Source organism: Streptomyces chlorus (assembly GCF_042655885.1).
GTDB lineage: Bacteria > Actinomycetota > Actinomycetes > Streptomycetales > Streptomycetaceae > Streptomyces > Streptomyces chlorus.
The window spans coordinates 1-13469 of sequence record NZ_JBHSOA010000036.1; the positions used below are offsets into that span (position 1 = coordinate 1).

General features: G+C 68.0%; 17 protein-coding genes and 3 pseudogenes. 14 read left to right on the plus strand and 6 right to left on the minus strand.

What is annotated here, in order from left to right; translation table 11 throughout:
• Positions 1-194: 194 nt before the first annotated feature.
• Positions 195-596: a carboxylesterase family protein gene (locus ACFPZI_RS17790; RefSeq protein ID WP_381364119.1), complete on the minus strand. Its 402-nt coding sequence runs from the start codon at positions 594-596 to the stop codon at positions 195-197.
• On the opposite strand from ACFPZI_RS17790, the pseudogene ACFPZI_RS17795 reads away from it, so the two are divergent.
• A pseudogene (locus ACFPZI_RS17795) lies at positions 535-888 on the plus strand (helix-turn-helix domain-containing protein); the annotation flags it as partial. The gene ACFPZI_RS17790 and the pseudogene ACFPZI_RS17795 sit on opposite strands and share 62 nt — an antisense overlap.
• Positions 889-977: 89 nt before the next feature.
• On the opposite strand, the pseudogene ACFPZI_RS17800 reads toward ACFPZI_RS17795, so the two are convergent.
• Positions 978-1307, minus strand: a pseudogene (locus tag ACFPZI_RS17800) (transposase family protein); the annotation flags it as partial.
• A gap of 191 nt (positions 1308-1498) precedes the next feature.
• On the minus strand, positions 1499-2434 hold the full coding sequence (locus ACFPZI_RS17805) for a DMT family transporter (RefSeq protein ID WP_381364121.1): 936 nt from the start codon (positions 2432-2434) through the stop codon (positions 1499-1501).
• A 70-nt stretch (positions 2435-2504) separates the two neighbouring features.
• Here ACFPZI_RS17805 and ACFPZI_RS17810 point away from each other — a divergent pair, with 70 nt between their 5' ends.
• The 9 genes from ACFPZI_RS17810 (at position 2505) to ACFPZI_RS17850 (ending at position 7337) form a co-directional block, all read left to right on the plus strand.
• Positions 2505-3113, plus strand: a complete 609-nt coding sequence (locus ACFPZI_RS17810; protein WP_381364123.1) for a TetR/AcrR family transcriptional regulator — start codon at positions 2505-2507, stop codon at positions 3111-3113.
• A gap of 62 nt (positions 3114-3175) precedes the next feature.
• Positions 3176-3790: a hypothetical protein gene (locus ACFPZI_RS17815; RefSeq protein ID WP_381364124.1), complete on the plus strand. Its 615-nt coding sequence runs from the start codon at positions 3176-3178 to the stop codon at positions 3788-3790.
• A gap of 125 nt (positions 3791-3915) precedes the next feature.
• The gene (locus ACFPZI_RS17820) at positions 3916-4068 is read left to right on the plus strand and encodes a hypothetical protein (protein ID WP_381364126.1); all 153 of its coding nucleotides are present in this window, start codon (positions 3916-3918) and stop codon (positions 4066-4068) included.
• A gap of 93 nt (positions 4069-4161) precedes the next feature.
• Positions 4162-4959: a tyrosine-type recombinase/integrase gene (locus tag ACFPZI_RS17825; RefSeq protein ID WP_381364128.1), complete on the plus strand. Its 798-nt coding sequence runs from the start codon at positions 4162-4164 to the stop codon at positions 4957-4959.
• Positions 4960-4976: 17 nt separating this feature from the next.
• Entirely contained in the window at positions 4977-5321 is a 345-nt protein-coding gene (locus ACFPZI_RS17830; protein WP_381364130.1) for a helix-turn-helix domain-containing protein, read from the plus strand.
• Complete coding sequence (locus tag ACFPZI_RS17835) at positions 5318-5650, plus strand: hypothetical protein (protein ID WP_381364132.1); 333 nt, start codon at positions 5318-5320, stop codon at positions 5648-5650. The genes ACFPZI_RS17830 and ACFPZI_RS17835 overlap by 4 nt, the downstream gene beginning before the upstream one ends.
• 269 nt (positions 5651-5919) lie before the next feature.
• Positions 5920-6408, plus strand: a complete 489-nt coding sequence (locus tag ACFPZI_RS17840; protein WP_381364133.1) for a Rieske (2Fe-2S) protein — start codon at positions 5920-5922, stop codon at positions 6406-6408.
• A gap of 68 nt (positions 6409-6476) precedes the next feature.
• Entirely contained in the window at positions 6477-6824 is a 348-nt protein-coding gene (locus ACFPZI_RS17845; RefSeq protein ID WP_381364135.1) for a hypothetical protein, read from the plus strand.
• A 45-nt stretch (positions 6825-6869) separates the two neighbouring features.
• Positions 6870-7337: a pyridoxamine 5'-phosphate oxidase family protein gene (locus tag ACFPZI_RS17850; protein WP_381364137.1), complete on the plus strand. Its 468-nt coding sequence runs from the start codon at positions 6870-6872 to the stop codon at positions 7335-7337.
• A 126-nt stretch (positions 7338-7463) separates the two neighbouring features.
• Here the strand turns inward: ACFPZI_RS17850 and ACFPZI_RS17855 are convergent.
• Both ACFPZI_RS17855 and ACFPZI_RS17860 read right to left on the minus strand, forming a co-directional pair.
• Positions 7464-7723, minus strand: a pseudogene (locus ACFPZI_RS17855) (DNA cytosine methyltransferase); the annotation flags it as partial.
• Between the two features lie 7 nt (positions 7724-7730).
• Positions 7731-8171 (minus strand): alpha/beta fold hydrolase, encoded by a 441-nt coding sequence (locus ACFPZI_RS17860; RefSeq protein WP_381364139.1) that lies wholly within the window; start codon positions 8169-8171, stop codon positions 7731-7733.
• Between the two features lie 29 nt (positions 8172-8200).
• On the opposite strand from ACFPZI_RS17860, the gene argG reads away from it, so the two are divergent.
• Entirely contained in the window at positions 8201-9649 is a 1449-nt protein-coding gene (argG, locus tag ACFPZI_RS17865) for an argininosuccinate synthase (RefSeq protein WP_381364140.1), read from the plus strand.
• Between the two features lie 294 nt (positions 9650-9943).
• Here argG and ACFPZI_RS17870 read toward each other — a convergent pair whose 3' ends face one another.
• Positions 9944-10150, minus strand: a complete 207-nt coding sequence (locus tag ACFPZI_RS17870) for a hypothetical protein (protein WP_381364142.1) — start codon at positions 10148-10150, stop codon at positions 9944-9946.
• A gap of 547 nt (positions 10151-10697) precedes the next feature.
• Here ACFPZI_RS17870 and ACFPZI_RS17875 point away from each other — a divergent pair.
• The 3 genes from ACFPZI_RS17875 (at position 10698) to ACFPZI_RS17885 (ending at position 13369) form a co-directional block, all read left to right on the plus strand.
• A complete protein-coding gene (locus ACFPZI_RS17875; protein WP_381364144.1) occupies positions 10698-12407 on the plus strand; it encodes a multicopper oxidase family protein in 1710 nt (569 codons plus the stop codon).
• Between the two features lie 249 nt (positions 12408-12656).
• Positions 12657-13061: a hypothetical protein gene (locus tag ACFPZI_RS17880; RefSeq protein WP_381364146.1), complete on the plus strand. Its 405-nt coding sequence runs from the start codon at positions 12657-12659 to the stop codon at positions 13059-13061.
• Between the two features lie 59 nt (positions 13062-13120).
• Positions 13121-13369: a hypothetical protein gene (locus ACFPZI_RS17885; RefSeq protein WP_381364148.1), complete on the plus strand. Its 249-nt coding sequence runs from the start codon at positions 13121-13123 to the stop codon at positions 13367-13369.
• Positions 13370-13469: the final 100 nt, after the last annotated feature.

Sequence of the window (13469 nt, forward strand, 5' to 3'; positions counted from 1 at the left end):
CGGACATCACCGACCCAGTCACACCGGATGTCCTGCGGTGGCTGAAGGCACAGCTCGGCTGAGTTCGCCAACGGCGGTCCGTCACACGTCACGAACACACCGTGTGCTGAGAAGCCGACTTCACCCACCTGTGGACCGCCACACGATCAGGCTGCCACGACCATGTTCATCGGCTTGGTCGGGGCACATCGTTGCTACGGGACCGGTCCGCCGTAGTCCATCCAGAAGTCGATGGCGTCCGATCGCGACCGGGGTGCCGGCGTGCTGCCTTCACCGAATTCCATGACCTGCTCGGGTGCCTGCCCCACCATGGGCCAGACCGGCAGGCCCGATGCGTTCGGGTCGCCCGTACGCACGAAATTGACCCAGTACGCGCTCATCCGGTCGCGCAACCTGTAGTCGATCTCTTCGTATTCGGCGTCATTGAGCGTTTTCCAACCTGGCGGTCCGGTTGGGTGGTTGGGCTGACAACATGGTGAAGCCCCTGGTAGATGGGTTTTCGACCAAGAAATCCGTCTCCACCAGAGGCTTCGTGTGCTTGTCCACCCGTCCGGCGTCGACGTGTCCAGCTCTGCCCTGCGCTTCCTGTCCGCCAAGCTCCGCCAACACCGCCGGGAGCTCGGTACCCGCTGGCGGCGCCTGAGCCTCGGCCGGCAGGCCCTGCTCACTCTCGCCCACCTTCGTAACGGCTACCCGTACGCCCAGCTCGCGGCCGGGTTCGACATCGGGACCACGACCGCGTACCGGTACGTCGCCGAAGCCGTCGAGGTCCTGGCCGCCCTCGCCCCGACCCTTGCGGAGGCGGCCCGGACGGCATCGATGAAGGCATTCGTGCTACTGGACGGGACCCTGCTGCCGATCGACCGGATTGCGGTGGACCGGCCGTTCTGTTGAGTCGGCACGGAGCGCGGTGCCGACTCAACAGAAAGGCCGATCGGCGGCGATCTCCCCCAGCCTTCGGCCGGGAGGTGCCCCCAGTCGATCGGCAGCAGCGTGCCGTCCAGGATCACGAACGCCTTGGTGGAGGCGACCTTCACCGCCTCGGCGAGCGTCGGGGCGAGGGCGGCCAGGACGTCGACGGCCTCGGCGACGTACCGGTACGCGGTGGTGGTGCCTACGCCGAACCCGGCAGCGAGCTGGGCGTAGGTGTGACCGCAGCGCAGATGGGCCAGCACCAGCAGTGCCTGTCGTCCGGCGGGCAGGCGACGCCATCGCGTGCCTTGTCCACGGCGACGTGCCGCCAGTTCAGTGGCGAGGAAGCGCAGGGCTGAGGTGGACAGATCGGCGCCGGCTGGGTAGACAAGCACGCGGAAGCTCCTGGCAGGACGGCTTGGACTCGACACCCACCCGTCTACCAGGAGCTTCTCTACATCTGCGCACCGCCCGCATCCTCAACGGCCCTGCTCAGCAGACAGGTTGGAAAACGCGCATTGGCAGGTTTCGGGGTGACGGACGAGTTGGTGGCCCGGGGCAACCCCTCTGTGATGAGGCAGGGGTATCAGGCGCTGTACTCGGCTGGTTTCGCCGTCTCGGCCGTGTCTGCATTCCGGGCACACAGCGTGGTGGATGAGGTGTCTCCGCGATAGACGATGACGACTGCTGCGAGGCCGATGGCCAGGCCGAGGGCGGTCTGCGGACCGAACGGTTCACCGAACATGAGGGCTCCCCAGACTGCCGTGACCGGCGCCATGAGGAACATGAGCGTATTGACCTTGGTGATTCCAGAGCGCCTCAGGATGAGCCAGTACAGCCCGTACCCGCCGAAGGTGGACAAGGCCACCAGCCAGCTGATCGCGGCCCAGAACGAGAGCTCAGCTGGCGGCTTCGCGGCTCCGATGCTTACGGCAAGTGCCGTGAAGATGACCGCGCTGGTGGTGCAGTGGACGGTCATCGACACCGCGGGCGCGACCCGCGTGCGGGAGCGGCTTTCGAGGAACGTAGCCGCTACCAACGAAAACATGCCAAGGAAGGGTACGAGATAGGCCCACCAGGCCACGCCGGTGCGGGCTGCGGCATCGGCCGTGGTGACGATTGCGACTCCGCTTACCCCCAGGCACAGGCCGAGCCACTGCTTGCGCGAGACGTACTGACGCAACAACGGTCCGGCAAGTGCTCCGGCGACGAGAGGTTGGACGCCGTCGATCAGGGCCGTGGTGCCGCTGGAAACCCCGAGTTGGATCGCGTAGTAGACGGTGAGCAGATAGCCGCTCTGCGACAGCACGCCGATCATGGCCTGCCTGGCCACATCCCGCACCGCGAGGCCCCGCCACGACGTTCTGGCGGCGGTCACAGCAACGACGATCAGGATGACGGTCAGCGGCAGGAACCGCCACATCAGGATCGTGACCGCGGACGCGCTGCCCGCACCGAGCTTGGCCCCGATGAACCCGGAACTCCAGCACAGCACAAAGGCGATCGAGAGCAGGAAGTTCACGCCTCACCCTCCACTAAACAGATCGGTATACCCGCCAAGACTCACTATACAGATCGGTATACTTCTGAGCATGAGTGCTACGGAGAAGCTGCGACGGATCTCGATGACGCCTGCCGCACTGCGCGTCCTGGAGGCCGCCGCGAGGCTGTTCTACGAACGCGGCATCCATGCTGTCGGCGTGGACCTGATCGCCGCCGAGGCCGGGGTGACCAAGAAAACCCTCTATGACCGGTTCGGCTCCAAGGAGCAGGTCGTTGTGGAGTACCTCGCGGACCGTGACGAGCGCTGGCGGACCTTCCTCGCCCAGCACCTCGGCGCCGCACATCCAGCGCCGCTGGCACGCGTCCTGGCCGTCTTCGACGCCTCACGCGCGTGGTCGGCGGAGAACAGTTCCAAGGGGTGCAGCATGGTCAACGCCCATGCCGAGATCAGCGATCCGTCCCACCCGGCCTACCCGATCATCACCGGGCAAAAGGAGTGGATGCTCGACCTGTTCACCCGCCTCGCAGGGGACATCTCCCCAGACGGGGCCGGACACCTGGGCCGGACACTCATGCTGCTGCACGAAGGAGCGCTCGTCGCCCACGGCCTGAACGTCTTCCCAGACCCCATCGCCCATGCCCGCGAACAGGCGCAAGCTCTCCTTGCCACCACCGGGGACACCGCAGTGAAGCGGTGAGGCGATGCCCAATGGTTTGCTTCTGAGAGCCGGAAAGAGGGGAAATAGTGCACGGTCGGAATATGCCCCCTCCGCCAGCAGTTCTCGGCCTTCGGCCGGGCTGCTGCCCCGACCCGGACGAGCCCGGCCGGCGGCACGTGATCCACGGATACGTCTACAAGACGGCCGTCGACGAGGCCGGCAACCCCCTCTCCACCGGCGAACTGCGAGACGTCCCCTGGGTCGCGATCGCCCCGGTCGTCTCCGCCATCCGCGTCCTGGAGCGGATCGTCCCCGTCGGCGAACTCCTCTTCGGCAGCCAGTTCCACCAGTTCGGCTTCTTCAGCCACCCGACCAAGGTCGCCCTTCGAGCCGAGACACTGCGCGAGCGGGTGGAGCACTTCGTGGACTGGGCCTCCGAGTTGGCCCTCCGCCTGGACCGGCCGCACGAGATGATTCCGCCGGACCCCCACGGCGCGATCGGCACGGGACGCTCCCGCCGCACCCTGGCCTGGCACATCGCCCGCCGTCCGGGCGGTCTGATCGCCCTGGCGATTCAGTACGGCCATATGCGAACAGCCGTCAGCGCCGGCTACGCCAAGGCTCGGGAATTGCATCAGACGGGCGAGAAGGCGCAGGCCGCCAGCTCCCGGCGAGGGCCCGATGGACTCCAACGCTACTACGAAGCGGCCTCCTGATCAGGAAGTTTGCCAGACAGAACCCACCTGATGCAGGATTTGCCCTCCAGAAGGGAGGGTCTGGAGGGGCGCAAGAGCGAAAGGTGGCCCTGGCCGGGGCGGCTCATCTGGAGCTTGTCTCCGGGGTGATCCAGCTGCATCCGGAGGACGCGATGGTCGATGCGATGCTGCGGGGCTGGCGGGCCCAACAGATGTCCCGGGGTTTGAAGGAAGGCACGATCGCCGGACGGGAACGGCTGATCCGCCGCTTCCACGAGTTCACCAACGAGTACCCGTAGTCGTGGCTGCCGGGCCACATGGACGAGTGGTCAGCCTCGCTGACAGGCGAGAAGCACCTGGCACCGTCCACGATCCGCAGCTACCAAGGCGACGTGCAGCAGTTCACCAAGTTCCTCATCGACGGCCGCTACGGCTGGGGGCCGACCTGCGAGGACGCCTTCGGCACCCACCCCGTGGCGATCTGCCACGAGTGGAACACCATCGCCCACCTCAACGACTACGAGGGCGACCCGGAGGCAAGGCCGTTCACCAGGGAAGAACTACAGCGGTTCCTCGACTACGCCGACGATCAGGTCGAACGCGCCGTGAAGTCCAAGCGCAAGGGCGCCCTTGCCGCCTACCGCGACGCCACACTGTTCAAGGTCATCTACGGGTGGGGCCTGCGTCGGACGGAGACCTCGAAGCTGGATGTCGTCGACTTCGGCCGCAACGCGAAGGCGCGACAGTTCGGCCGGTACGGCACGCTCAACGTCCGCTACGGCAAGGCGAAGAAGGGCCAGCCGCCACGGCGCCGGAACGTGCTGTCGGTGATGGACTGGGCGGTGGACGCGGTCCAGGACTATGTGGAGAACGTCCGGCCGCGGTTCGGCTGCGAGGACCACCCGGCGTTGTGGGTCACTGAGCGGAGAGGGCGGGTCAAGCCCTCCGAGATCAACGCCCGGTTTGTGGCCTACCGGGACGCGTTGAAGCTCCCGAAGGAGCTCGTCCCCCACTCAATTCGCCACTCGTACGTCACGCATCTGACCGAGGACGGGGTTGACCGTCGGTTCATCCAGCAGCAGGTCGGCCACGAGTGCGACAGCTCCACTGCCATCTACACCCACGTCAGCGACGACTTCATGAACACTGCCCTGAGCAAGGCACTTGCCCCGGCGTTCGCCGGGACGTGACGAGGAAGGACCCGACGATGGCCGCCAAGCTCGACTACCAGTGGCACCTGCGCAAGATCATGGCAGACCGCGGGATGTTCTCCACGACCGACCTGATCGCTCCGCTGGAGGAACACGGCATCACACTGTCCTCCAGCCAGGTCTACCGGCTCGTCGTGGATCGGCCCGAGCGGCTCAGCTTGAAGATCCTCATGTCCTTGCTGGACATCCTGGACTGCACGATGGACGACCTCATCGAGCCGATCACGGCGGCCGGCGCCGTGAAGAAGCCGAAGAAGGTGGCGGCAGGCGGGGCATCCGCCGCCGAGGGAGTCGGTGACCTGCGGCCCAAGCGGGCCCGGATCGCACCGGTGGACCGTTGAACGGGTACGCGGAGGAGGTTCTGGCCGATCCGGTCGGCATGGTCGTGCGGCTGGTCGGGAACGTCGAGCGGCACCTGGACGCCGACCGCGTTCGCGAGATCGTCTGCACGGTGATGCGTGAACGAGCCGGTCGTCGGCGCCTGGCCCAGGCCCTGCATGACGATCCGTCGCTGCTGCGGACCGGACGGCCTCCGGCACCGTTCCGCGTCGCGCGGTTGCTGATGGCTCTTCGCGAAGCCGGCGCCCAGGACATCGCGCTTCCCCGCTGCGGTGAGTGCGGCCGCGGACGCCCCTACGTGGGCAGCCGCACCGGCGGCAGGTGGGGATGAATCGCCCCGGCAGCGAGCCACCCTCGCGCAGGGGCGTGATGTAGCGGGTCGCGATCACTTCCTTGAGCATCGCCCCAGGCTACTGGCGGCGCATCACCGCATGTCACAGGCGGCCCGGCAGAGGGGCCGGCACCCCGACAGGAAAACGACAGCCGTGGCTTCCGCCCGTTCGACCGTGCGTGGGTCAAGCTTGGCAGTACCTGAACGGCTCGGCCCCGCTGACCGTACCTCTCCCCAGATCACGCAACCCCCGGAAGGGAAACACGCGTATGACCAACGCATCGCATCAGCTCGCATCGGGACCGGCCCGTCGAACCGTCGTGGCGGCGGCCGGAGCGGCGGGCCTCGCCGTCGCGCTGACCGCCTGCGGAGGCTCCGACGAGTCCTCCGGCTCGTCCGCGGAATCCGCCGCCCCCGGCGGCTCCCCGGACAGCAACAACGAAACGAGCACGGACGACAACGCGGCAGCCGGTGCCGCGCTCGCGTCGATCGCCGACATCCCCGAGGGCGGGGGGAAGGTCTTCGCCGACAGCAAGGTGGTGGTCACCCAGCCGACGGCGGGCGAGTTCAAGGCGTTCTCGGCGACCTGCACCCACCAGGGGTGCGCGGTGAAGAGCGTCGCCGACGGGGTCATCAACTGCCCCTGTCACAACAGCAACTTCTCGATCGCCGACGGCAGTGTGCAGAGCGGTCCGGCGACCAAGCCGCTGCCTGCCATGGAGATCACCGTCAGCGGGGACTCGATCACGCTCGCGTGAGCCGTCGGCGCCGGACCGTACAGCGCTGACGGCCCCTACGGGCCGGCACATCTCCGGTGGTCGCGAGGGTGGCGACCATCGCGAGGGGGCAGTCGACGGGCACCCCCGCGATGGCGTCCGTCGGCGAGGGCGTGGATCACCTGGACGCCGCCTCGATAGGCGGCGTCGACCAGCAGGGCGATGTCGTCGAGGGCACCGGAGGTGCGGGCCGCCTCGGCGATTCGGGGCATTGCTCCGACAGTTCCGACGACGCCCTCCTGGCACTCGACGGCGAGGAGCACGGTGGTCGACGGGTCGAGCGGATCGCCAAGTCCCTTGTACGGCGGCACGGTTCCCCCTGGTCGTCGATGGCTGGGCGGGTGAGGTTGATCACCCTTGCACGGAGAAGGAAGACGACTCATCCTTTTCTGACGTGATGTCAGAGGCTCTCTCTGGCACGACGTGAGAGAAGAGAGGGCCGTATGACTGTCACACAGCGCAGGGGCCGGAAGATCATGATGACGCCGGGCGAACTGGACGGCTTCCTCACCGCCCAGCGCACCTGCCGGGTCGCCACGGTGTCGGCCGACGGCGCGCCGCATGTGAGCACGCTCTGGTTCGCCTGGGACGGCACCTCGCTGTGGCTGTACTCCGTGGTGCGTTCCAAGCGCTGGGTGGACCTGCGCCGAGACCAGCGGGTTGCGATCGTGGTGGACACCGGCGAGGAGTACGACGAGTTGCGCGGTGCGGAACTGTCCGGACGGGTGGAGTTCGTGGGCGAGATACCGCGCACCGGCGAACTCTGCGCCGAACTCGACGTCCCTGAGACGCTGTTCGCGCGCAAGAACTTCAACCTGGACGAAATGCCGCACGACGGCCGGCATGCCTGGATGCGGCTCACCCCGGAGAAGGTCGTCTCCTGGGACTTCCGGAAGCTGGGCGTGCGGTAGCGGGCGGGCCGTGGGGGCCGGTCCGGCATCGGACCCGGCCGTGTCACCGTGGAGGTGTTCGAAGGCGGCGAGAGCCTCGGCAGGCGAGTCGAAGGTCTCCGTGATTGTGCGCAGGTGATTCTCGCCCAGGACGGCCGCGTACTGCCGCCACAGGGGCAGGACGTCGGGGACCTCCTCCATGGCGACCCACTCGGGCCCACCGGCCGCGTTCAGGGCGTGGAGGTAGCGCATCGGTCCGGCGGCAGGCTGCGCTCGTCCCGGCAGGCGGCCAGCAGCTCCTCGCGGGTGTCCCGTCCGGCGGCGAGGTCCGCGACCGCCTGGTGCACCAGCGGCTGGTCGATCAGGCCCAGGCGCTTGCCGGCCATCGACCACGCCTGGCACGGCGGTTCCCTGTCAAGTACTGCGTGTTGAGGTTCTGACTCCTCCAAGTACTGTCTCGCCGGGTGTTCGTCGAGGTCGAGCGGGCGATGGATCTGGTCTGGGACGGGGACGTCCTCCTGGCTGGCGGATGAGGCCTTCGGCGAAGTCGGTCATGAGCCTGACGAAGATGTCCTCCTGCGCGAAGAACGCCGCATGGCCCGAGCCGATCCCGGCGTAGGCGCTGTCGGAGAGCGCGGTGTGCAGGGCGCGGCCGTGCTCCACCGGGACCGCGAGGTCCTGGGTGCAGCCGATGACGAGGGTGGGGGCCTGGATGCGGGGAAGCAGCGGGCGGAGGTCCACCTGGAGGTCGTAGGTGATGTGCCGCAGCCAGCCCCCCGACCGGCTGAGGTGCGAGGCGCACGCACCGGCTCCCGCGCGGGCCGGTGATCGAAGGAGCCGACCGAGATTTTGCATGATCATGCATAGTGATGCATACTCTTCCCATGTCCAAGGTTCTCACCTCACTGCCCACTGGCGAGCGTGTCGGCATCGCCTTCTCCGGCGGCCTCGACACCTCGGTCGCCGTCGCATGGATGCGCGACAAGGGTGCCGTCCCGTGCACCTACACCGCCGACATCGGCCAGTACGACGAGCCCGACATCGCTTCGGTGCCCGGCCGCGCAAAGACGTACGGCGCCGAGATCGCGCGCCTGGTCGACTGCCGTGCGGCCCTGGTCGAGGAGGGCCTGGCCGCGCTCGCCTGCGGCGCCTTCCACATCCGCTCGGGCGGGCGCGCCTACTTCAACACCACTCCGCTCGGCCGCGCCGTCACCGGCACCCTGCTGGTTCGGGCGATGCTCGAGGACGACGTACAGATCTGGGGCGACGGTTCGACGTTCAAGGGCAACGACATCGAGCGGTTCTACCGCTACGGCCTGCTCGCCAACCCCCACCTGCGCATCTACAAGCCCTGGCTGGACGCGGACTTCGTCTCCGAGCTCGGCGGCCGCAAGGAGATGTCGGAGTGGCTGCTCGCCCACGGGCTGCCCTACCGCGACAGCACCGAGAAGGCGTACTCGACCGACGCCAACATCTGGGGCGCCACCCACGAGGCCAAGACCCTGGAGCACCTGGACACGGGTGTCGAGACCGTGAACCCGATCATGGGTGTGCGGTTCTGGGACCCCGAGGTGGAAATCCCCACCGAGGATGTGACGATCGGCTTCGACCAGGGCCGCCCGGTGACGATCGACGGCAAGGAGTTCGCCTCCCCGGTCGACCTGGTGATGGAGGCGAACGCGATCGGCGGCCGCCACGGCATGGGCATGTCGGACCAGATCGAGAACCGGATCATCGAGGCCAAGAGCCGCGGCATCTACGAGGCACCCGGCATGGCACTGTTGCACACGGCGTACGAACGCCTCGTCAACGCGATCCACAACGAGGACACCCTCGCCCAGTACCACAACGAGGGACGGCGCCTCGGCCGGCTGATGTACGAGGGCCGATGGCTGGACCCGCAGGCGCTGATGGTGCGCGAGTCGCTGCAGCGCTGGGTCGGCTCGGCGGTCACTGGCGAGGTGACGCTGCGGCTGCGGCGCGGCGAGGACTACTCGATCCTCGACACCACCGGCCCGGCCTTCAGCTACCACCCGGACAAGCTGTCGATGGAGCGCACCGAGGACTCGGCGTTCGGCCCGGTGGACCGGATCGGCCAGCTCACCATGCGCAACCTCGACATCGCCGACTCGCGCGCCAGGCTCGAGCAGTACGCGGGCCTCGGCATGGTCGGCACCGGCCAGGCCGCGCTCGTCGGTGCCGCCCAGGCGGCCTCGACCGGGCTGATCGGCGCGATGCCGCAGGGCGGTGCCGAGGCCATTGCCTCGCGTGGCGAGGTCTCCGGCGACGAGGAGATGCTCGACCGCGCCGCGATGGAATTCGGCACCGACTGAGCGCATCACCTCAGGGGCCACAGGCCTTGTGTGCAGACCACGGCCGGTCTGCACACAAGGCCGAGCTGTTCCGGCCCGCGACCTCGGCCACGGCCTCGATCTCGGCAACCGGTCCGTCGGCATCCTCGCCCGCGTCCAGTCCAGCCGGGCCAAGGACTACGTCCGCGAGTTCAATACGGCCCTGGCCCCTGGCGTCGTGAGCCGGTCGTCCGCGAGTTCATTCATCGCAACCGCACCGAACTCGGTGGCGCCGCGTGAATCACGTCCGTGGCGCCCAGTCTCAACTCGGCCCGCTCAGCCGCGAGGCTGGGTCGGCAGCACCCGGGCATCGGGAGCGGTCAGTTCGGCCCGCAGTTGCCGGTTCTCCCCTGTCAGTTGGTGCACGGCTCTGACGAGCGTCCCACGGTCGGTCTGGAGCAGGGCGATCTCAGCTTCGTCGCTCCCCCGGAGCTCTTTGAACTTGACGATCTGCTGCCGCAGCCGTCTCTCGCTGTCCGGCACCTGCCCCCGGGCCCGGACCTTATGGTGCCGGTCACCGGAGTCCGCAGCGGGCTGGGGCCCGGCCGGTGTCGCCGTGCGGGTAGCACGGCACGTACCCGTGCGAGCGAAGCAGTCCAATGCCTCGCTGACCAGCCCGTCCCGACTGCCCTCGGCTAAGCCGCCGGCTCCGGCACGTACTTGTAGAGGGTCGTACGGGAGACCTCGAGCGGCGAAGAACCTGTGGATGCTGATTCGAGTACATCGACGGCTTCTCCAACCCTCGCCGCATCCAGAAACGGCTCGGCTACCCCAGCCCGATCGAGTTCGAGGAGAAGCACTACGCCGACCAGGCCGCGGCCGAACGAGTGAATCTGAAACCACGTCAACCCGCCCTGACCAGCTAGTCGGCCACACCCGCGCAGCGGGGGAACTTCAAATCAACAGCGACGATAATTCTGATATTCCGTATATTTCGGGTGTGGTGTTCCATGCTGGGTCGTGCTGCGTCCAGCCCCACCCGAGGCCGCCCCGGTCAGGGGTGGGTGAGTGTGCGACCGACCGGAGAGCCATGTTCAGTCAGGAACGCAATCGTCAGACCTCTCAACCCCGCCGCGCCGTACTCGCTGCCGGGATCGCCGCCGCGGGATCCGGCCTGCTCGCCGCCTGCTCGGACGGCGCACCGGACCGGAACCGCCGCGAGGGTGCCCCGGGCCCCGCGCCCGCGCGGTCTGCCCCTCCGCAGGACGGCACACAGGCACCGCCCGCAGGGACTCCGAGCCCCGAAAGGCCGACACAAGGGCTGACCCTCACGGCTACTCCCAGCACGGTCGACCTGGGGGGCGGGCACACCGTCAGGACGTGGACGTACAACGACGAGCTGCCAGGCCGCGAGGTCCGTGTCACCGCAGGGGAAACACTCAAACTGACCGTGAACAACCATCTGCCGGAAGCCACCACGGTTCACTGGCACGGCATCGCCGTGCGCAACGACATGGACGGCGTGCCGAACGTGACGCAGCGGCCGATCGCAGCGGGCACATCGTTCACGTACCGCTTCCACGTCCCGCACCCCGGCACATACTGGTTCCACCCGCACCTGGGCCTGCAACTCGACAGCGGTCTCTATGCACCACTGATCGTGGACGACCCCAACGAGCCCCTCTCCTACGACCGGGAGTGGGTCATCGTCCTCGACGACTGGATCGACGGGGTGAACGGCTCGACTCCACAGGACGTGTTCGCGCAGCTCCGCAAGGGCAAACCCGCAATGGGGCACGGCTCGGGTCACGACAACGACCATGACGCCCGCGGCGAGCGAGAGCGTGATGACCCACCTTCCCGCCCCCGCGGAGGCATCGACGCCGGGTACGGGCCGCCCTGGGCCCATGTGCCAGGTCGCCGGGACGACGACCCTTCGGCGCCGCCGTACGGCGGTAAGGGCACCTACCGGCTGATGAAGGGTGCCTTCAGCAAACTGCTTGGCGGTCACGCGGGCAATGTCGACTACCCGCACTACCTGGTCAACGGGCGGACCTCGGCCGACCCCACGCAGTTCAAGGCCAAGCCCGGCGAACGCATCCGGCTCCGCATCATCAACGCGGGCGCTGAGACGGCGTTCCGGGTGGCGCTCGGGGGCCACCAGCTCACCATCACCCACAGCGACGGCTTCCCCGTACAGCCTCACAAGGTCGACTCGCTGCTCCTGGGCATGGCCGAGCGGTACGACGCGCTCATCACCGTGAAGAGCGGGGTCTTCCCGTTCACTGCGCTTGCCGAGGGCAAAGGCGGGGCGGCGATGGCCGTCCTGCGCGCGGGCAGCGGCGCTACGCCGGAGCCCTCTGCGCGTCCGGCGGAGCTGAACCGGAACGTGCTGGTTTCCTCCCGGCGGCTACAGCCGCACGAATCCGTTGCCCTGGACCGGCGCAGACCCGACCGTCAAATCAAACTCTTCCTGACCGGCAGTATGAGGGAATTCGACTGGGGCATCGACCACAGGCCCTATTCGCCGGACCGGATTCACGAGGTCGAACGTGGTGAGCGGGTGCGGTTGGTCGTCATCAATGCCACGGACATGTGGCATCCCGTCCATCTGCACGGCCACACCTACGGCCTGGCCGGCATCGGCTCTCCCGGCGCCCGTAAGGACACGACCGTGGTGCTGCCGCACCGCAAGCTGGTAGCCGATTTCGACGCGGACAACCCAGGACTGTGGATGCTGCACTGTCACAACATCTACCACTCGGAGTCCGGAATGATGACGACACTCGGCTACCGATAGCCACGAGGCTGCCCCGTGAGGGGAAGCCTCGTCACCGGGCGAGGTGGGTGCCAGTCCCCTGACACCTCCCCTCGGCTGCGGAGGCTGGACGGGCACTGCTTCCGCCCCGTGCATCGGCTTCGGCCTCTCGGACGCGGGGCGGGCTTGCCCAGGGGTGTGCTGCCGGCGTCGTCACTCGGGGAAGAACCTGCCAACGGCGCCGGCGCCCAACTGTTGCCGTTTCAAATCGCGTCAGCGGGTAGCGGGGGGTTGAGGCGCTGCCTTGGGTGCGGCAGGACACCAGCCGCCTACCTCGACCACCGCCACCGCCAGTGGCTCGCCACAGCCAACCCGCACCTGTTCGTCCACTTCCGCACCGCTACGACAACAGCACACGTCGGCCACCGCTGGATCAACCTGCAGCTCGGACCCCACCTCACCACCCACGCGCTGCGCAACGACCGTCTCCTGCACGAAGCACTCGCCACCGACGGCGACGCCAAACGACTGGGCGACCTGTTCGGACTCAGCACCCGCGCCGCCCGGCGCTCCACCAAGAGCCTCGAGCATCCCGACCTGCGCCACCAGCGGCCCGGCGCCGGGCACCACGCTTCACCGGCGACCACCGCCGACGTGGCCGGCACGCCACGGCCAACCGCTCCTGTCAACCCGTGAGCCCCCGGCCCGAAGCCCGTGCCCGGGCAGCCGATTCGCCGCCCGATCCCGCGGGAGACGTGAGCAGCGCGCCGATCGTCGTCCACCGGCCCTTCCGCACCCGCGACCGGACAGTCACCGTGCGCCGTCACAGCCGGGACGAGATCCTCGACACCGCCTACAGCGACCACGACCTGGCCAGTGCCGCAACAGGCAACGTTCGCCCCGTCGCGACGCCTGGCACGCTCCCCCAAGCTCTCGGCTTCTCCCCCAAGCTCTCGGCTTCGCTCGAGCGGGGGGACCCCCATGAGCAGGGGGCACCCCCATGACGCCGCTCCTTGACGGGCAAACGTTGCCTGTTGCGGCACTAGTGCAAGGTTCCTCAAAGGCAGTAAATAAAACGGCGGCGTAGTGTGCGGGTCGGTGGTG